General features: G+C 35.2%; 14 protein-coding genes. All 14 read right to left on the bottom strand.

Annotation, left to right across the window (positions count from 1 at the left end; all coding sequences use genetic code 11):
• Positions 1-52: 52 nt before the first annotated feature.
• Entirely contained in the window at positions 53-937 is an 885-nt protein-coding gene (locus ACTTKP_RS03015) for an AAA family ATPase (protein WP_442552427.1), read from the bottom strand.
• A gap of 137 nt (positions 938-1,074) precedes the next feature.
• On the bottom strand, positions 1,075-1,719 hold the full coding sequence (locus tag ACTTKP_RS03010) for a GNAT family N-acetyltransferase (protein ID WP_442552426.1): 645 nt from the start codon (positions 1,717-1,719) through the stop codon (positions 1,075-1,077).
• A gap of 63 nt (positions 1,720-1,782) precedes the next feature.
• The gene (locus tag ACTTKP_RS03005; RefSeq protein ID WP_442552425.1) at positions 1,783-2,880 is read right to left on the bottom strand and encodes a hypothetical protein; all 1,098 of its coding nucleotides are present in this window, start codon (positions 2,878-2,880) and stop codon (positions 1,783-1,785) included.
• Positions 2,881-3,130: 250 nt separating this feature from the next.
• On the bottom strand, positions 3,131-4,318 hold the full coding sequence (gene tuf / locus ACTTKP_RS03000; RefSeq protein ID WP_442552424.1) for an elongation factor Tu: 1,188 nt from the start codon (positions 4,316-4,318) through the stop codon (positions 3,131-3,133).
• Between the two features lie 162 nt (positions 4,319-4,480).
• Positions 4,481-6,613 carry an elongation factor G gene (gene fusA, locus ACTTKP_RS02995; protein WP_442552423.1) on the bottom strand — a complete coding sequence of 711 codons (2,133 nt, stop codon included), beginning with the start codon at positions 6,611-6,613 and terminating at the stop codon, positions 4,481-4,483.
• A 15-nt stretch (positions 6,614-6,628) separates the two neighbouring features.
• Positions 6,629-7,099: a 30S ribosomal protein S7 gene (gene rpsG, locus ACTTKP_RS02990; protein WP_442552422.1), complete on the bottom strand. Its 471-nt coding sequence runs from the start codon at positions 7,097-7,099 to the stop codon at positions 6,629-6,631.
• Positions 7,100-7,236: 137 nt separating this feature from the next.
• Complete coding sequence (gene rpsL / locus ACTTKP_RS02985) at positions 7,237-7,656, bottom strand: 30S ribosomal protein S12 (RefSeq protein ID WP_442552421.1); 420 nt, start codon at positions 7,654-7,656, stop codon at positions 7,237-7,239.
• Positions 7,657-7,978: 322 nt separating this feature from the next.
• On the bottom strand, positions 7,979-11,977 hold the full coding sequence (locus ACTTKP_RS02980; RefSeq protein ID WP_442552420.1) for an EndoS/ChiA family endoglycosidase: 3,999 nt from the start codon (positions 11,975-11,977) through the stop codon (positions 7,979-7,981).
• Positions 11,978-12,327: 350 nt separating this feature from the next.
• Positions 12,328-12,570: an RNA-binding S4 domain-containing protein gene (locus tag ACTTKP_RS02975; protein WP_442552419.1), complete on the bottom strand. Its 243-nt coding sequence runs from the start codon at positions 12,568-12,570 to the stop codon at positions 12,328-12,330.
• Positions 12,571-12,643: 73 nt separating this feature from the next.
• The gene (locus ACTTKP_RS02970; RefSeq protein ID WP_442552418.1) at positions 12,644-12,919 is read right to left on the bottom strand and encodes an HU family DNA-binding protein; all 276 of its coding nucleotides are present in this window, start codon (positions 12,917-12,919) and stop codon (positions 12,644-12,646) included.
• A gap of 159 nt (positions 12,920-13,078) precedes the next feature.
• Positions 13,079-13,756: a hypothetical protein gene (locus ACTTKP_RS02965; RefSeq protein ID WP_442552417.1), complete on the bottom strand. Its 678-nt coding sequence runs from the start codon at positions 13,754-13,756 to the stop codon at positions 13,079-13,081.
• Positions 13,753-17,310, bottom strand: coding sequence for a transcription-repair coupling factor (mfd, locus tag ACTTKP_RS02960; protein WP_442552416.1), 3,558 nt, complete (start codon positions 17,308-17,310; stop codon positions 13,753-13,755). Before mfd ends, ACTTKP_RS02965 begins: the two co-directional genes overlap by 4 nt.
• A 233-nt stretch (positions 17,311-17,543) precedes the next feature.
• Positions 17,544-18,869, bottom strand: coding sequence for an EAL domain-containing protein (locus tag ACTTKP_RS02955; RefSeq protein WP_442552415.1), 1,326 nt, complete (start codon positions 18,867-18,869; stop codon positions 17,544-17,546).
• Between the two features lie 236 nt (positions 18,870-19,105).
• Complete coding sequence (locus ACTTKP_RS02950; RefSeq protein WP_442552414.1) at positions 19,106-19,975, bottom strand: tyrosine-type recombinase/integrase; 870 nt, start codon at positions 19,973-19,975, stop codon at positions 19,106-19,108.
• Positions 19,976-20,101 lie beyond the last annotated feature (126 nt).

Here is a 20,101-nt window from a genome sequence, read left to right as displayed (position 1 = left end):
CTTTCAAAAAAATGGAAAGTTCCTTTTATTTGAATAAATTTGCATTGTAAATTTAACATAAGTTTAAGTCTTCAACATATATATATGATTGTGGAACAGCTTTTATCATTATTTCATTCAAAGTAATTGGATTGCCATATCTTTTTACTTTACCTATTTTGTATGCACATGCATAGTCTTGATTTTCAAAGTATTGATCATAGAACTCTTTAGATATTCCTGAATGCATATGAGTCTGCTCCCATAAGTCTTCCTTGTCAATACAAACTTTGCTGATAACCTCCACTTCACCAATAATCATTTTTATTGGAGCAGTTGCATATACATATATACTATGTATTTCTTTCTTACACAATTTCTTTCTATACTCATATTTCTTTTCACCAGATAATATTTTATTAGCGAATACTGGTTTTATAGGCAAGATAATATTCGGTTTTTTTAGAAATGAGCATTCAATAACTTCATTATCTTCATAAATTATTTTTAATGTAATATTCATTTTTTCAGCTAAATATCTTGCGTATTCAAACTCTTCTTGTTGAGACAAATCAATAAAATCAGTATTCCAAATTTGTTTATCTCTATCTTTTAATCTTTGTTTAATTTTCTTAGGTTCATCTACAACTATATATATCTCTTCTATATTCATTCTCTGGAATATTCCATATGGTATTCTTTCTATCTTATTATAATTATTAATTAAGCACAAATGACCGTCTAACACACATTGATTGTCATCAATTTCAGATAATGCCTTTAACAATAGCTCTTGATTATGTGGGATATTTTTAACCTTTTTATAATCATATATTTGAGCTCTAGCTATATTACTAATCAGTTCACTTGCAGAATAGTATTTGAGCGACAATTTTTTGCACATTTTTTTTGCAAAAACTGTTTTTCCTGCCCCATGGATACCACAAACTAATTTCACATTTTTCACCCCTCTCGTATTAAAAAAAAGAGCTGCCACATTAAGAATAAAATACACAAAATACAGTAGTAATTTGAATACAAATTATTACATACTGCTGTACTTTTACTCATTGTAACAGCTCATTTAAATTAAACTTAATATATACTTATCCATCTAATTTTTTCTTGATTATAGCAATACTTAATATAATCATTCAAATAATCTACAAAGTTCTGTTTATCATCCAAGATAAAGGCTTTACATATTCTTTCTATACCTTTTAATTCAATCTTATTGAAAACAAACTTTTTTTCTGGCAACAATCCATTAAACACTAATTCTGTACTGAAAATACTATAATAATGTTTTTGCGTTTGCTCTAATTCAAAATTATAATAACCCAGTAATTTTTCAAATTGATTCAATTTATTCTTATGTAATGTAATCATCGGAGTATCAGTCTCCAATTGATTCATGCACATTTCAATTAAATTATGGCCAATTCCTTGACGCTGAAAATCTTTTGCTACTCTAAGAGTACATATTTTTTTCTCTTCTAAATCATTTTTTATTATTGCAACTCCAGCAATTTGAAATAAATCTTCACACACTATTATTTCACGAATACTTTTTAACTCTGCATTCTCTGAAAACAAGGAATAATACCAATTATTAAATCCTCTATATTCAAACACTAATTTATTTAAAAATCTATATATCCTATTATAATATATTTCTTTCAATTCTTGAGAAAGCGACGAATATAAAAAGTATCTTTTACCATTTATCATTCTTTCCATAATTCTTCCTCCCTATTTAGTAATATTACTATATTTTTATTACCTTTACAATAGAGTATACTACTATTTTTTTCTTCCCAAAAATAGACCTAAAGCTCCAAAAGCAAATCCAACACTAAGTGTAATATGAGGAAAATAGTTTATACAGCCACTTTGTGTAAATGCTACTATAGTACTACTAAAAATTCCCAAAGCCAACACCATAAATATATATGCAATTAATATTAGTAAATTAGTTTTTGAATATTTTACTTTTACTAAGCATGAATATGAATATTCATTTTCAAATTTCCAATGATATGCCAATATTCTACTTTTTGATGATTCAATATTAGAATCAAAGTAGTCATTCCAAAGTTCACCTTCTAATTCTCTACAAGTCATTGATTTTTCTGTAAATGATTGCACATCGTAAGAAGATGGTTCCATAATCAGCAAATGAAATTTAGCAATTTCAGGAAAATCATATTTTTCTGAAGCAATTTTTGCAATTGTCTTCTTTCCCAAGTTTCTCTCTTCATTAATCTTAAAATCAAAAATACGGGTTCCAGAAAAAGCACTATCAAATGATTTATTAGATGGCTCACTATCAAAATAAATACTATTTTTCAATTCATCAGAGGATATTCTAAATCTAATATATGCATAATCTATTCCATTAAGGTCAATCTTCTTATTATTAATATATTCATTAAATTTTGTAAAGTTAAATATTATATCCGTTTTATTATCCACCTCATTCAAATAATATATTTCTCCAAGATCCTGATTTAATGGAAATAATAACATTTTTTCATTATTTTCTTTTTTTTCTAAATTATAAATATAATACGATTCCTTGGTAACAACGTTACCATTTACATTAAAAATCAAGTTTGCGTTATCCCTATTATATAGCTTAGGAACTAAGTCTTTTACTTCACTTTTCACAATAATAAAAGGGCAATGAAATACTAACTCATCAATAACTCTAAAATTTTTTATTTTTATCCCAACATCTAAATTAGGAACTTTACCATCCTTTTTTACCGATTCTGACCAAAAATTTATATGTATATCAAAAATAGGCTCAACTTTTTTTATGTTCTTATTCCCATTTTCGTTTTTATTAATGTTCTCAACTACACTAACCCCTTTATACCATAGTCCAAAACTCCTCATTTACTCCTCCTAATATCTAGCAACTATTGAATACATTCTATTATAATTATGCCAACTTATACATGTTTGCATTAAAGTATATTATTCTTCAACCTTTATTATACTATGCCATATATATTCAATTTTCTTTTATGTCTTAAGTGAGTTATATAAATTCATATAATTTTATTTTAAATATTTCTTTTTGAAAAGCCCCTAGGAAAACTCCTAGAGGCCTATTTTTACTTAATTTCTATCCAATCAGCTAATATTACTCAACTATAGTAGCAACCTTACCTGATCCAACTGTTCTACCACCCTCACGGATAGCGAAACCAAGACCAGCTTCCATAGCTACTGGGTGGATGAGCTCAACTGTAATCTCTGCGTTATCACCAGGCATACACATCTCTGCATCACCGTTAAGTGTAACTACACCGGTAACGTCTGTTGTTCTGAAATAGAACTGTGGACGATAGTTGTTGAAGAATGGAGTATGACGTCCACCCTCTTCTTTTGAAAGAACATAAACCTGAGCTGTAAACTTCTTGTGGCAAGTTACACTGCCCGGCTTGCAGAGAACCTGTCCTCTTTCAATCTCGTCACGGTTAACGCCACGAAGAAGAGCACCAATGTTGTCACCAGCCTCAGCAGAATCAAGAAGCTTACGGAACATCTCGATACCTGTAACTGTTGTCTTTCTATTCTCTTCACGTCCACCAACAATCTCAAGCTCGTCATTAAGCTTAAGAGTACCACGCTCTACTCTACCTGTAGCAACGGTACCACGACCTGTAATTGTGAATACGTCCTCAACAGGCATAAGGAATGGCTTATCTACATCACGCTCAGGATCTGGGATATAAGAATCAACTGTATCCATAAGCTCCATAATCTTATCTCCCCAAGGACCATGTGGATCCTCAAGAGCCTTAAGAGCTGAACCTCTAACGATTGGGCAGCCTTCGAAACCATACTCTTCAAGCTGCTCTGTAACTTCCATCTCTACGAGATCGATAAGCTCTTCATCATCAACCATATCACACTTGTTAAGGAATACTACGATGTAAGGAACACCTACCTGACGGCTGAGAAGGATGTGCTCTCTTGTCTGAGCCATAACACCGTCAGTTGCAGCAACAACGAGGATAGCACCGTCCATCTGTGCAGCACCGGTAATCATGTTCTTAACGTAGTCAGCATGTCCCGGGCAGTCAACGTGTGCATAGTGTCTATTAGCTGTAGCATATTCTACGTGAGCTGTAGAGATAGTAATACCTCTTTCTCTCTCTTCCGGAGCCTTATCAATGTTTGCGAAATCTACAGCAGCATTTCCTGATACTCTCTCAGAAAGCACCTTTGTAATAGCAGCTGTAAGTGTTGTTTTACCATGATCTACGTGACCAATGGTACCAATATTGCAATGTACTTTGCTTCTCTCAAATTTAGCCTTTGCCATTTTGAAACTTCCTCCTTAATTATGGAAAATATTGTGATTATTCTAAATCACTACCTTCTTATTCAGGTCAGTCCCATACCTTTTATAAAATGTATCAGAACTGACCATATTAAAATTCATTATATTCTAAAAACTGCTTATTTGCAAGTAAAATTATAGTTATTACTTACCGGCTTTTTCCTGATTCCTTGCAGAAAGAACCTTTTCCTGAACACTCTTAGGTACCTGCTCATAATTGTTGAAGAACATTGAGTAGTTACCACGACCCTGTGTTCTTGAACGAAGATCTGTAGCATATCCGAACATCTCAGCAAGAGGCACAAAACCTTTTACCATCTTACCGCCACCGATGTCCTCCATACCCTCAATACGACCACGGCGAGAGTTAATATCTCCAATAACATCTCCCATGTACTCTTCAGGCATTGTTACTTCAACCTTCATGATAGGCTCAACCAGAACTGAACCACCCTTATTCATAGCATCCTTCATAGCCATAGATCCTGCTACATGGAAGGCCATTTCTGAGGAGTCAACTTCGTGGTAAGAACCATCGTATACATTTGCATGTACACCGATAACAGGGAAGCCACCAAGGATACCTGCCTTTGTAGCCTCTTCGATACCATCGAAGATTGGCTGGATGTATTCCTTAGGAATAGCACCTCCGACAACGGTAGATTCACACTTAAATGTCTCTTCTGCATTGACATCAAGTGGAGCAAATTTAACTTTACAGTGACCATACTGACCACGTCCACCGGACTGTCTGATGTACTTAGCCTCAACTTCACAAGGCTTTGTAAGAGCTTCCCTATATGCAACCTGAGGTGCACCAACATTAGCCTCAACATGGAACTCACGGAGAAGACGGTCAACAATAACCTCAAGGTGAAGCTCACCCATACCTGCGATAATTGTCTGTCCGGTCTCTGTATCTGTATGTGCCTTAAATGTAGGATCCTCTTCAGCAAGCTTAGCGAGAGCCTCACCAAGTTTACCCTGTCCTGCCTTTGTCTTAGGCTCAATAGCAAGCTCAATAACAGGCTCTGGGAATTCCATAGACTCGAGGATTACAGGATGCTGTTCATCACAGAGTGTATCACCTGTAGCTGTTATCTTAAGACCTACAGCTGCTGCTATATCTCCTGAGAATACCTGCTCTATTTCAGAACGCTTATTAGCGTGCATCTGTAAGATACGACCTACTCTTTCCTTCTTGCCCTTGCTGGCATTAAGCACATAGGAACCTGAGTTAAGAATACCTGAGTAAACTCTAAAGAAAGCAAGTTTTCCTACGAATGGGTCTGTCATAATCTTGAATGCAAGAGCTGCGAAAGGCTCATCATCAGATGAATGCTTTACGATTTCATTGCCATCCATATCGACACCTGTAATATCAGGAATGTCTGTAGGAGCCGGCATAAACTCTATAACTGCATCAAGAAGCTTCTGAACACCCTTATTTCTATATGCTGTACCGCAGCAAACAGGGATGGCCTTACAAGCAATTGTTCCCTTACGAAGAGCCGCCTTAAGAGCCGGAACTTCAGGAATGTTGCCGTCAAGGTACTCCATCATAAGATCATCATCAAGCTCACAGCATTTTTCAACAAGCTCATCATGATAGATTGCTGCATCATCTTTTAAATCATCAGGAATATCTGCAACTTTGATATTCTCTCCCTTGTCACCCTCGAAGATGTAAGCCTTCATTTCAAACAAGTCAACAACACCTACGAAAGTATCTTCTTTTCCGATTGGAAGCTGAAGAAGCACAGGGTTCTTGCCAAGCTTTGTCTTAATCTGATCTACTGCTCCGTAGAAGTTTGCACCAAGTATGTCCATCTTATTGATATAAGCCATACGAGGTACATTGTACTGATCAGCCTGTCTCCATACATTTTCAGACTGAGGCTCAACTCCGCCCTTTGCACAGAATACACCTACAGCACCATCAAGTACACGAAGTGAACGCTCAACCTCAACAGTGAAGTCTACGTGTCCCGGTGTATCAATGATGTTGATACGATGTTCCTCTGCTCCCGGCATTGGCTTACCCTCTTTTTCAAGAGTCCAATGACAGGTTGTAGCTGCGGAAGTAATGGTTATACCTCTTTCCTGCTCCTGCTCCATCCAGTCCATAGTAGCAGTACCTTCATGGGTATCACCAATTTTATAATTTACACCAGTATAGAATAAGATACGCTCTGTAAGAGTGGTCTTACCTGCATCGATATGAGCCATAATACCGATATTTCTGGTTCTCTCAAGTGGATATTCTCTTTTAGCCAACGATTTTTCCTCCAATTACCAGCGATAATGAGCAAATGCCTTGTTGGCCTCAGCCATCTTGTGCATATCCTCTTTTCTCTTAACCGCTGAACCAGTATTGTTGATTGCATCTAATATTTCGTTAGCAAGTCTTTCTTCCTGTGTTTTCTCACTTCTGGCGCGAGAAAATGTAGTAAGCCATCTGAGTGCTAACGCCTGTCTTCTTTCCGGTCTTACCTCTACAGGTACCTGATAAGTAGCACCGCCGATACGACGAGCCTTAACCTCAAGTACAGGCATGATATTGTTCATAGCCTCTTCAAAAGCATCTACTGCTTTCTTGCCGCTCTTCTCTTCAACACGAGCAAAAGCGCCATATACTATTTTCTGTGCTACTCCCTTTTTACCGTCAAGCATGATATTGTTAACTAATTTAGTAACAAGTTTGCTATCGTAAATTGGGTCTGCAAGCACATCTCTTTTTACTATATGTCCTTTACGTGGCACGATTCTTCCCTCCTAACATAGAATTCTGATTACAGATTCTTAGGTACTCACTATCATTATTAGTGTCCGTGCTGGGCAAATCTTAATCCCGCACTTTTAATCCTAAAATCCTTGTTCGATTGTTTCTGCTAATCTGATTATTTAGCATCCTTTGGTCTCTTAGCACCGTATTTACTACGAGCCTGGCGTCTCTTAGCAACACCTGCTGTATCAAGGGTACCACGAACAATATGATATCTTGTACCTGGAAGGTCCTTTACTCTTCCACCACGGATAAGAACAACGCTATGCTCCTGAAGGTTATGTCCTTCACCAGGGATATAGCTTGTTACCTCGATACCGTTTGAAAGACGCACTCTGGCAATCTTTCTAAGCGCTGAGTTAGGCTTCTTAGGTGTAGCTGTTCTAACTGCTGTACACACACCTCTCTTCTGTGGAGAAGAATGCTCAACAGTAGTCTTTCTTAAGGAGTTAACTGACTTCTGGAGTGCAGGAGAGTTAGACTTCTTAGCAGCTGTCTGTCTACCCTTTCTTACGAGCTGATTAAAAGTTGGCATTAATTTTCACCTCCTATTTTCTTATTTTTAATACCTTTTGCACTTACTTGTGCATAATTTTTACGCCTGTTAGACATGCGTAATCCTTATTATATTACATTTTAGCAACTATGTCAAACAGAAATTTCTTAATTTTTTCCCCATCTTGAATGTCAAAATAAACCCAATTTATTCACGCCATAGGTCACAGACCTCTTATTCTGCATAGTACAGCAGGATAAACAGTTACATATTAGACAAAGTCACAGGCAACATTTTATATCACCTGTGACTTTGTTTACATATTATTTACAACAAATGTTCTCTTAGATTTACTATTTATTTAATCCTCGCTGCCTTTTCCTTTTAACTGGATTTCAGAAATACATAACATTCCTGCCTGTTCTTTTATCTGATATTTCCAGTATCTTGCAGCAATAGGAGTATCAAAATTTTTAGAATACTCTCCCACCGGCGAATCCTCATCAAACGCATCAGCTTTCTGCCATTTAGAATTATCTGTCATATTTTCCTTTGTAGGCTCTCCTTCTCCGGTAAAATACCAAAGTTCTCCTTTTTTAATATTTTTCATCGGAGTAGTTGATGCCGGATCAATATAACTATTATTTACAAACCATGAAGAAACTTTTTCCACTTTTTTAATATCAAATACCAGCCAATGATCTTCTGGCGAATTTGATATAGCCAACATTGAATCATTCTTTTCTTCAAGGAGCTTGCCGTTAAAAAGATTACCAATTATCCTTGTTGGAAAAACACCCCAAAAACCAGAGTCTTTAAAAGACATCCCTATCACTTTTGCATTCAAAGCAAAGTTAGCAAGTTTTTCAAGTTCTTCTCCAACCACTATCTTACAGCTATGAAGCTTACGATATCCGGCACCCTCTCCTGTATAATTTCCTTTTTCATCATACTGCTTCATACTCTGATAATATTTACTATAGGTAAGGAAATAAGTTTCCTGCACCTTTCTGCTGATTCCATTCTGCTGTGCGGCTGTCACATTTGCAGAGGAATGGTCAAGAATCTCTACCTTGTCTTTTGCATCTTCGTTTGTAAATGAAACCTGTCCAATCTGATTGTCAGCATTTTCAAAAGTTTTAAAAGCTTCCCATGTGTAACTCTGGTCAATAAAGGTCTTTGCAGACTCAAGTACTGTTTTAGCTTTATATGCATCAAAGCCATTCGCTGCAATCACTTCTCCATTCGCTGTTCCAACACCAAAGGCAAAAAGACTTCCTACAGGAATTTTCTCATCATTTGCTGAATCATCAAGTTTAGCCGTCTTATACACCTTTGGCATATAACCCTGAGGTTTCTGTGAACCAATTTCAAATGCGTGTCCTTCTTTAGCTTTAACTAATGCATAAAGAGCCTCAAGCACTGTCTTATCTTCTCCGGTAGAAAAATCAATCTTATTCCCAGAAACATCAAAGCTCTTTAAGTTAGTAAATGTAGCTGCATTTTTGATAGGAAGATGCTCTAAATCAAAGCCACTTAAATCAAGTTTCTCAAGACCGGACAGATTTTCTAAAACTAAGGTTTCTGCTGTCTGCTCATAAGGTGCATTCACATAGCTTGGCTTCAAAGAATCAGGCAACATCTCCTTTGTTAATTCTTTAACATTAGGTAAATTCTTAAGTGTCAGCTTCTTAAGACTCTTAAATTTATTCAGTCCCTCTAAGCTTGCAATAGCAGGATCATCAAGGATGAGTTCTCCTCCAAATCTTTCAATATTACCTTTCCAGTTTTTCCTAATCTGCTTGATTATGGTATTTCTAAGGGCAGCATCCGGAATTTCAGCTTCTGTAATTCCCTTATAATCCTCATCCTCAAGCATAATTTTCTTCAAAGCCTTTGTCCAGCTGTACTCTGTATGAAGATGCTTTGTATTATTTCCCCATTTTCCATAGTAGTCAGACTGTTCAGAAATAGAAAGTGGATCATTTTCATTACGCCTTCCACACTTTCCTTTCGTAGCATCAATACCTTCTTCTACTCCATCCCTATCAACTGCATAGGAGAAAATACCGCCTTTCATTCCTTCCTTTGGCTGCCACTTTGCATGACGGTAAGCATTAGAATCTTCCGGCGTTCCCGGATTTCTTGTTTCTAATAATTTATTAGCAAGATGCCATTTCCATTCAGACTTATTCTTATTTTTAGGATCTAATGGAGAATTGTTTTCTTTTGTTTCTCCGGTTCCTTTTAAGGAAACAGTATCTGCCCAAACATTATTATTCTTATCTCCATCTTCCTCATAGAAGCTGAAACCATACATAAAATGCTCAGGTTTAACTCCATAACGCCCAAAATGCTTCCAGTTTAACTGACCATAGTTATCTTCTTCGCTATCCTTCTTCTCTGCAAGATGCTGACCATATTTCTGAACTAGAATATAATCCCATAAGGTTGCTGTTTCTTGGAATATCCTAGACATTTCAGCCGGAATTGTTGTATCAAGAATCAGAAGTTTACCTACTCCATGTCCATCATTTCCTGCTATCTTTCTCAATTCCTTTACAATACCTATAGCCTGAAGAAATTTATCTTCTTCTATTTCATCAGACTGTTTGTGGCATTTTGGATCTTCTCCTTGTCCAGCCTTCCTTTTAGCCGCATTCTTCGGCTCATCATGCTGTTCAAGGTCAATATCAAGACCATCTAAATTATGCTTGTTTACATATTCATCAAAAATAATTTTTGCATATTCCGCATACCTTGCAGATAAAGCTTCCTCACTTTGTCCTGCTGTAGGAATCAACTCATGATTATTGTCATAAAGCACACCACGCTCACTGGTAAGTTCTCTTATTCCAATAGTGCGGATAACTCTAGTTCCCTGTTTCTTTAATTTAGGTACATAGGTATCTTTTAATGTAGTCCAAAAAATACTGCCTTTTGCAGTCCAGTCAGTAAATATAAACGCAAGGTCTACTTCTGCCGGTATTTCAGACATCTTATTCAGTCCGCCATGTGGCTGTCCATCATCTCCTGTAGATGCCGCATCATGCCAAGTTCTAAAATAAGCACCCATAAGAGGTCCTCTATCTCTTAAAGGAACGTTTTGACTATTTGGTGTTTCACCAGAAACGCTTGGACTATTAGGTGTTTCACTAGGAACGCTTCCACCATAATACCCCCCTAAAATTGGAGCCGGCTGGTTATTACTGCTTTCAATCTCTTTTGTTCCTTCCGGTGTTTTTACTTCTACTTTCTTTTTGGTTTTATTCTCAACCTTTACCTCTACTTCTTTTTCAAGAACTTCAAGCTTACTTCCTTCCGCTCCCTTTTCAAGAGTAACCGAAACCTCAGCAGAAGTTTTTAAGTCAACCGGAATCTCTGTGGTAATAGAGCTTCCTTTTGCCTCCTTTTTTATTTCCAGTTCAATTTTTTCTTGTTTTCCTTTGATATTCAGTTTAGCCGCCGCCTGAATATTTACCTTACTTACAGTTCCTTCAGAAGTCAGATTCACTTCTGACTTATTGGCAAGGTCTAAACTATCAAGCTTTCCTTTTACATTTACATCAAGCTTTGTTTCAGCCTTAACTAAAAGATTGGTAAGTTTTCCTTCAACTTCAACCTTTACTTTCTCGCTGCCTTCTGCCACAATAACATCATTAAGAACAGCCTCAGAAGCAACTACAATCCTTCCTTCTTTTGCTTTTATTTCAATTTTATTGCCACTAACCTTTTCATACCAAGTGTCATTTTTTATTTCATTAATAAGGATAGATGCAAACTTTCCGGAGTTTACAACATCTGCCTTTGGAGTTTCAACCTGAAGTTTTACTTTCTCATAATTTCCTTCAGGTATATCAAAGGAAGTTTCTGCATCACTCTTTATTTTTAATTCTTCAAGATAATTATTCTTTAATACTTTATCAAGCTCCGCCTGATTAGAAACAACTACACTCGTTACCTTCTCTTTTACTATTTTCTTCTTTTTTGTTAAGTTTTTAACAGTAACTTTACAGCTAAGCTTTAATTTCTTTTTTCCTTTTTCAGTTATAATGGCTGTAATCTTTGCCTTACCTGCCTTCTTAGCCTTTACATTACCTCTACTCACAGTAACAATCAATTTATTGCTTGAAACCCACTTTACATTTGCCTTTTTGGAAAGATTTTTAACTTTCAGCTTTACTTTCTTTCCTTTTTTCAAGGTAACAGAAGTTTTGTTTAATGTTTCCTTTGGAAACTTTACTTTTTTCTCAGCAGCAATCACTTTTTCGGTTTTAAATAACCCTCCAACCGGATTACTTGTCAGCGTTACAGCTGCCATAAGGATAGCCGCAGCTGTCCTTAACATCTTTTGCTTCATAACAATCTCCTTTTTTCATTAAATTGTTTACTTTTTGTTAAAATAAATATCAACTTTTATTTACTTTAATTTAAGTTTTATGTTAACATATACAAGTCATCTTGTAAACTAATATCATTATTATTTAAGCAAAATTTAATAAATACAAGTCCTATTATAGGTTATTTCTTGTAAAGTTTTCATTTTTTTAATATCCTATATTAAATTCAATTAGGTATATATATCAATTTTTAGCTATAATATATTGTAAATTTTAAAATTAAAAAGACTGGCCACTCGCCAATCTCTTTGTAATTATTATTAACTTTTTCAATATAATTTGAATTTTTTATAATTTTGAAACAGATGCATTATTCCACAAACTCATACATCTCTTTTGCCTCGTCCTTTTTCACAGTTTCTGCAATCTCTGTAACCCTTACCTTGAGCTGTTTGTCGCCAAATCCTATGGTTATTATGTCACCGATTTTTATTTCAGTCCCTGCCTTAGCCTGCTTGTCATTCACAGATACCCTGCCTGCATCACAGGCTGACTTAGCTACTGTACGCCTTTTTATAAGGCGAGATACCTTAATGTATTTATCTAATCTCATAATTCTCCTATATTATATAATAAAAGAGAGACCATCTTCACAGACAGCCCCTCGTCTTATGTTTAGAATTTAACTACTCGTTTATAGCATCTTTAAGAGCCTTACCGGCCTTAAACTTAGCTGCCTTTGATGCAGAAATTTTGATTGTCTCACCGGTAACAGGGTTTCTTCCTTCTCTTTCAGCTCTCTCTGATACTTCAAAAGTACCAAATCCTACTAACTGAATCTTCTCACCCTTCTTTAATTCCTCGGTAACAACATCTACAAAAGCCTTAACAGCCTTCTCTGCGTCAACTTTCTTTAACTCAGTTTTTTCAGCGATAGCTGATACAAGTTCTGCCTTATTCATGGAATAAATCCTCCTATAATTTTCTATTGCGAGTACGCCCCCGCTCATAACAATATCTTTACAGAATACTTATAAACTTATTATAACGATTTGTCAAGTAATTTTGAGTGAAAATACTTGATTTTAAGCATATTTAGGCTAAGTTTACCAAACCGCATACTATAGACCGTCAATATCAATCCTATCTATATTCTCCCAATAGATTTCTGCCGTATATATGCTTTCCCAATTGTTATAAGCCATATTGAACAAAAGTTTCGCTTTCTCCCCCTCAACTCCTTTCTTTTTAGAGTATTCTCTAAAAAACTTTGTAGCCAAAAAATTTTCCATATATATTCCTGTTATCAGGCTTTCATCCAGATAATACTTAGCCTTAAGCAAAGGGTCAATCCCTTTAATCTGTGTCTTCGCCGTCTTTCTTATCTCTTCTTCCTCAGCCTTAGTAAGACTGCAGCCTTCCTTTTTTGCCTCATTCACCAATATTTTAATCCGTGCAATTTCTTCTATTATATCAGTTTTTAACAGTTCCTCTATGCTTCTTCCATTTCTAGTCACACTCCATACATCTCTTCCAAGCATAATTTCATAATCTTTCTTAGTAGCCAGCAGATAAAATTCAAATTCAGGATAATATACCGTCTCATCACCTATTTTAATTATAGGAATATCGGCACTAATAATTTTCAACGGAGTCTGTAAGCTTTCTATCTTTACCTCCATCCTCTTTTCTTCTCTGAAATTAATTGCAATTCTCTGCTCCACACAAAAAATAACTGTTGCAATACCAAAAAATAAAGTCACAAACACCAGAGGCTTCATCAAATATTTTTTTGTCATTCATCCTCCTTTACTATCTCTTTCTGCCTGCAAGACACTAATTCAGCAACGACTCCCATAAGCACCCTAAGTTTTTCCTCCATCTTAGTTTTATTCAGTCCGTTTCCAAACTTATATTCAAAATAGGTTTCTTTACCAGTCCGCATTTTAACCTGTCCCTTATTATTTTCTATAAATTCTCCTACTTTGTCTATATCAGGTTTTACTTCATTATATAATATAATTTTAACAGTTTCTCCTTTACAGTCGACTCTTGTCACCCCCGCTTCATGTGCCAGATGTCTTATAAAAGAAATATCAATGAGGTTATTTACTTCAGACGGCATTTCACCATATCTGTCTATCAGCTCATCCTTCAACTCCGACAAGTCTTCTTCCGTAAACACCGTAGCAATTCTCTTATACATTTCAAGCCTTGATACCTCATTTCTTATATAACCTGTAGGAATAAAAGCTGACGCATCTATGCTTATAACTGTGACAAACTCATCAACGGAGACTGCCTCACCTTTGAGTCTTTTAACCTCTTCATTTAACATTTTACAGTATAGGTCATAACCTACAGCTTCCATATGTCCTGACTGACTCTTTCCCAAGAGATTACCTGCCCCCCTTATCTCAAGGTCTTTCATTGCTATTTTAAATCCTGAACCGAGGTCTGTGAACTCTTTTATAGCTGCAAGCCGTTTTTCAGCTATTTCTTTTAACATCCTGTCACGCCTGTACATAAGAAACGCAAATGAAGTCCTGGCACTTCTGCCCACTCGTCCTCTAAGCTGGTAAAGCTGTGAAAGTCCCATTTTATCAGCATCATCAATGATAATAGTGTTTACATTGGATATATCAAGACCCGTTTCTATAATTGTAGTAGACACTAGGACATCTATCTCTCCATTGATGAAATCAAACATTATTCTCTCAAGCTCTCTCTCATTCATCTGCCCATGAGCAAAAGCAACTCTCGCATGAGGAATCATTTCTGAAAGCTTTGCAGCCCTCTCATCTATACCGTTCACCCTGTTGTACACATAGTAAACCTGACCGTTTCTAGCAAGTTCCCTATTTATTGCCTCCCTCATAATTTCGTCATCATGTTCCAATACATAGGTCTGTATCGGAATCCTGTCTGTCGGAGGCTCCTCCAAAACCGACATATCCCTTATTCCTACAAGACTCATATGCAGAGTTCTCGGAATAGGAGTTGCAGATAGGGTAAGTACATCTATATTTTCTCGCAGCTTTTTTATCTTCTCCTTATGACTTACTCCAAACCTCTGCTCCTCATCTATAATAAGAAGCCCCAAGTCCTTATATTTAATTTCTGATGAAAGTACCTTATGAGTACCTATAATTATGTCAATAAGTCCTGCCTTCAGCTTCTCTTTTATCTTCTTAGTTTCCGCTGCCGACTTAAATCTTGAGAGAAATTCTATGGTTATAGGAAAGTTCTGCATCCTCTTTAAAAATGTCGAATAATGTTGTCCTGCAAGTATGGTGGTCGGTACAAGCATTACCACCTGCTTACCCTCCGAAACTGCCTTAAAAGCCGCCCTGATTGCCACTTCCGTCTTGCCAAAGCCCACATCTCCACATACCAGCCTATCCATAATCTTCATGCTCTCCATGTCCGCCTTAACATCTCTTATAGCATTCAGCTGATCTTCAGTTTCCTCATAAGGAAACATTTCCTCAAACTCCTGCTGCCATACCGTATCCTTGCCATAAGCAAAACCCTGCTCTTCCCTCCTCTTTGCATAGAGTTCTACTAAATCCTTGGCAATTTCACTAATAGACTGCCTTACCTTCGACTTCGTATTCTTCCATTTTTGGCTTCCTATCTTATCTATCTTAGGATTTGCCCCATCCTTGCTTGCATATTTCTGCAAAATATCCAGTTCAGTAGTTGGTACGAATACACTGACCTCATTACCATACTCTACTTTTACATAATCTCTGGTAACCCCTCCAACAGTAGACTGTTCAATTCCCCTGTAAATGCCTACTCCATGAGTTTCATGTATTACATAATCACCCTCATGAAGTTCTGAAAAGCTTGAAATCGAAGCTCCGTCTATCTTTTTCTTCTTTTTGTTTAACCTTCTCCTTTCCGCCCCAAAAATATCACTTTCAGAAATAACTGCAAACTTTATTTTAGGATATTCAAATCCCCTTCTTAGATTCCCCTTTACTATTACAATCTCTCCACTTAACTGCTCTCTCTTGTCCACATCAAGAAAGGCTGCTACAATATCACTTTCCCTTAAATCCTCAGAGAGCCTCTCAGCCCTATGTGTGGATGAACTTACAACCACAACTCTGTAACCATCTTTTTTATACTTTGATAAATCTTTAACAAGACTTTCAAAACTATTGTTATATGGATTTATATTTCGTGCAGTAATGTCAAACCGCTCTTTTATCTCAATATCACCGGTTCTCGTTTCAATGAGTGAAAGCAAAACCGTACATCTGCCCGCCAGTTTTGCAAGTATGGTCTTATAATCCCAGACTGTATCAGCCTGACCGGAAAGTATGTATCCCTTCTCAAGCCTGTTTGTCATGCTCTCCCGCCATTCAAATGAAACAGCCTTACCCTTTTCTTCTATTCTTATAGGTTCATCTATGAAAAATATATCTTCCTCATTAAAATAATCAAAAAAACTCTCCGTATTCTCAAAAAAATAGTTTATGTAGCTGTCTATACCGAAAGAGCCGCCATATATCTCCAAATTATCTTTGAATTCTTCAATATTGTTGTTCAGCCTTGCAGCTTCCTCCGTCTTCATTTCAGCCCTAAGCCTTTTATAAACTTCCTCCTTTTCTTTTCCAAGCTTCTTAAGTCCCTTAAGTTTTCTCTCCTCATCTATAATTATTTCTGTGGCAGGATATACCAGGAGTTCTTCTACATTTTCTATGGAACGCTGACTCTCTACATCAAAGGCTCTGATAGTATCAATTTCATCACCCCAAAATTCAAGTCTGAAAGGTGTTTCCTCGGTTAAAGGAAATACATCAAAGATATCCCCCCTTACTGCAAACTGACCTTTACCTGAAACCTGAGAAGTCTTTTCAAAGCCAAGCTCTACAAGCCTTTCTTTTAATTTAGTAATATCAAAACTATCTCCTACTGCCAGCCTTACAATCTTTTCTTTTACATAGGAAAGCGGCAGCACTCTGTCAAGCCCTGCCTCTAAACTTAGCACTATAGTCGATGGCTCATCTTCAACCAGCCTTTTTAATACCTCAAGTCTTCCACTTACTATAGCATTGCCATGTACATCTGCTGCAAAAAACATTATGTCCTTTGCCGGATAAAGCATAGCTTTTTTATCGTAAAGCTTCATATCAGTTACGATTTCTCTGGCTCTTATTTCATCATAGGTTATAATGACTTTATGCCTTTTCCCTGCAGCCTTTGACAATGTTTCTATAATATTGCTTTTTTCAGCATCCATGCAGCCTGTAATAAGTATAGGTAATTTTTTCTTATTTATGTAGCTTACTGCCTTATTTATTTCATCCAATTCTAAAACCGGTTTGGTTATTAAGTTCATTTTATCTCCTTACATTCATTCTTACTGTTCTTACCAATCTTACTTTTCATATTATACAACAAAAAAGTACTAAACCAAAGTTTTTTCTCTAGTTTAGTACTTTTATCAGTATCCTATATTATAAGCTTTAATTGGCTGAATTAAGCAATAGAGATCTCGCCAAACCGGAAGAAATCTTTTTCAAGACTTTGAAACTTGTTGTTTTTAATTTTCATTGCAGACTCTCCCTTTAATTAGTATTTTACTGGAGTTACAGCTTTACACCACTTCACTTTTTCAAGATTTATGCGATATTCCTGATTTAAAAGATTATTAAAATCAGCTAATTCCATTGGTTTAAAAAAATAAAATCCTTGTACATAATCACAGCCTAAGCTTCTGACAACTTCCAGTTCTTCTTCGTTTTCCACTCCCTCAGTACATACTAACATACCAAAGTTCCTGCAGGAACATATAATTCCTTTTAAAAACTGCTTGTTCTCCTCCGATTTAGTACTTTCTTTTACAAGACTCTTATCAATTTTAACTTCATTTGCATGATACCTTATCAAAAATGAAACTGATGAATATCCTGTGCCGAAATCATCTATTGCCGTAAGCATACCCATACTTTTACACCTTCGTGCAAAGTCAAGCACTCTTTCTTTATCCTCATCATAATTATTTTCTGTAAGTTCTAATATCAGCTCATTCCCTGAAAGTTTATATCGCTTTAATGTTTCTTCTATAAAATTTATAAATTCATCATCCAATATCTGGATATAGCTTATATTAACATTCACCGTAAAATTTTTTCTATAACTTTTTATTTCCCTGCTGATTTTGGCTGCTTCCTCAAATACGAATCTCCCTACCTGCCAGATTAAGCCTGTACGCTCTAAAATCGGTATGAAAATCTCAGGAGAAATCAGTTTTTTATTATATTTCCATCTTAAAAGTATTTCTGCTGATACCATTTGATCTGCATTATTTATTATCGGCTGTATCACTATTTTAAAATTCTCAAATTGTGAATGCACACATCTATGTAATTCCGATTCTATATTATTTAAGTAGCTCCTATATACAATGTCATCATCACATAATACGCATATATTTTCAAAAAAACTATTATTTTTAATCTTAGACATCAGTTTGTCAAAAATATCTAACAAATTTTCCTGTAAAATATTTCCCTTATTTCCAACATAAATTCCTACCTTTATGCTTTTAGGGAAAACAAAATTATTTTCAAAATATAGGTTAGTAACAAGATTTTTTATTTTATTAGCTATATTCTCGGTATCATTTATGTGTTTTTCATCAACTAAAGCTAAAAATTTCACTCCTTCAATCTTATAAAGATATATTTTGCCATCCAGATTTTTAAATATTGTATCTACTATAACTTTAAGAAATCTATCCCCGTATCCCCTTCCTTTTGTCTCATTTATAATCCGTAATCCATTGAGCGAAAAGCCTATAATACCAATTTTATCTGACTTATAATTAAGATTTTTTACTTCAAAATCATCTGTATTTAAATTCCCATAGCCTGAGTCTGTAAATATTTTTGTCATAGCGCATTATAACTCCTTCCCTCTCTTATTATAAGTTGCCTAAACAACATAATAATTCTTATGTTGTAATTCTGTTTAACAAAATTTATTTAAATCATGAATTTATTTAAAATAATAACACCATTCTAGATTTTTATCAATAAAATTTTAGATTTATAGTATTTTTTTATAAGCTTTTTATACAGTTTATAAGCTAGAATTCCTTAATTGTGTCTTTCTAAACAACATAAGAATTATTATGTTGTTATCAATTCCATCTTATCTATCTGTTTCATATAATTCACCATACTCTGTGTCAGATATATTCTTGTTGTATTTATGTTTGTATGCCCAAGTACATCAGCAAGCTTTGAAATATCCTTGTCTATTTCATAAAATGTCCTTGCAAATAAGTGCCTTAAATTATGTGGATATGCTTTTCTTTCATCAATTTCTGCTTTTTTACAGAGCACTTTCATATCTCTCCATATATTTGACCGGTCTATTTCCTTTCCGGCTTTTGTTGAAAAAATCATATCATCTGTATGTATTTTATTGTTTTCTTCTGCATATTTTTTTAATTTCTCACATAATGCCCTTGGCAAAAATATAATCCTTCTTTTTCTCTTACCTTCCACTTCTGCCATTCCTTTAGCTAATGCGTCAACAGTTATATATTTTAGTTCTGATACTCTTATTCCTGTTGAACATATAGTCTGAAGCATTAAAGAAAGTCTATACTTTTTACACAAATCTGCAGTTTTTATAAGCTTTATATATTCTTTTTTGTCTAATTCTTCACTTTCATCACAAAATATCCTTTTTTGTACCTTTATTGATTTTATTTTCAATTCGTCTAGTCCGACATAAGTAAGATATTTGTTTATAGCAGCTATTTTGCTATTTATGCTTGAAGCTTTATATTTAAGTTCCATTTTACTTTTCCAAGTAATCAGGGCAGCTTTAGAAATATATTCAGTCTCATTTTTTAAATAATCAATAAATATCTTCAGTTCCCTTATATACTTTTCTATTGTATTATCTGCACATTCCTGACTTATTCTTAGATAATCTTCATATTTTTTGATTTGTGCTTTTGTAGGAAGCAGTATGTCTGTCATTTTCATGTCTGATCTCCTCATAATATGATGTGGGTGTCAAAAGTATTTGACACCCAATGATACAGGATTGCTTCGGCTTCACCTCTCGCAATCCTTGCAAAAATATTCGTAATCCGCTCATTTTTTTGCAAA

This window comes from Catonella sp. (assembly GCF_052169795.1).
Classification (GTDB): Bacteria; Bacillota; Clostridia; order Lachnospirales; family Lachnospiraceae; genus Catonella.
The sequence above is the reverse complement of the archived record's forward strand: the minus strand, read 5'-3'. Positions and strand labels throughout refer to the sequence as shown.

Coding starts and splice junctions, on each gene's coding strand:
- ACTTKP_RS02955 (WP_442552415.1), bottom strand. CDS start 18,869: ATGACAAAAATATTTACAGACTCAGGCTATGGGAATTTAAATACAGAT.
- ACTTKP_RS02970 (WP_442552418.1), bottom strand. CDS start 12,919: ATGAATAAGGCAGAACTTGTATCAGCTATCGCTGAAAAAACTGAGTTA.
- tuf (WP_442552424.1), bottom strand. CDS start 4,318: ATGGCAAAGGCTAAATTTGAGAGAAGCAAAGTACATTGCAATATTGGT.
- mfd (WP_442552416.1), bottom strand. CDS start 17,310: ATGAACTTAATAACCAAACCGGTTTTAGAATTGGATGAAATAAATAAG.
- ACTTKP_RS02975 (WP_442552419.1), bottom strand. CDS start 12,570: ATGAGATTAGATAAATACATTAAGGTATCTCGCCTTATAAAAAGGCGT.
- ACTTKP_RS02980 (WP_442552420.1), bottom strand. CDS start 11,977: ATGAAGCAAAAGATGTTAAGGACAGCTGCGGCTATCCTTATGGCAGCT.
- ACTTKP_RS03005 (WP_442552425.1), bottom strand. CDS start 2,880: ATGAGGAGTTTTGGACTATGGTATAAAGGGGTTAGTGTAGTTGAGAAC.
- ACTTKP_RS02950 (WP_442552414.1), bottom strand. CDS start 19,975: ATGAAAATGACAGACATACTGCTTCCTACAAAAGCACAAATCAAAAAA.
- ACTTKP_RS03010 (WP_442552426.1), bottom strand. CDS start 1,719: ATGGAAAGAATGATAAATGGTAAAAGATACTTTTTATATTCGTCGCTT.
- rpsL (WP_442552421.1), bottom strand. CDS start 7,656: ATGCCAACTTTTAATCAGCTCGTAAGAAAGGGTAGACAGACAGCTGCT.
- ACTTKP_RS02965 (WP_442552417.1), bottom strand. CDS start 13,756: ATGACAAAAAAATATTTGATGAAGCCTCTGGTGTTTGTGACTTTATTT.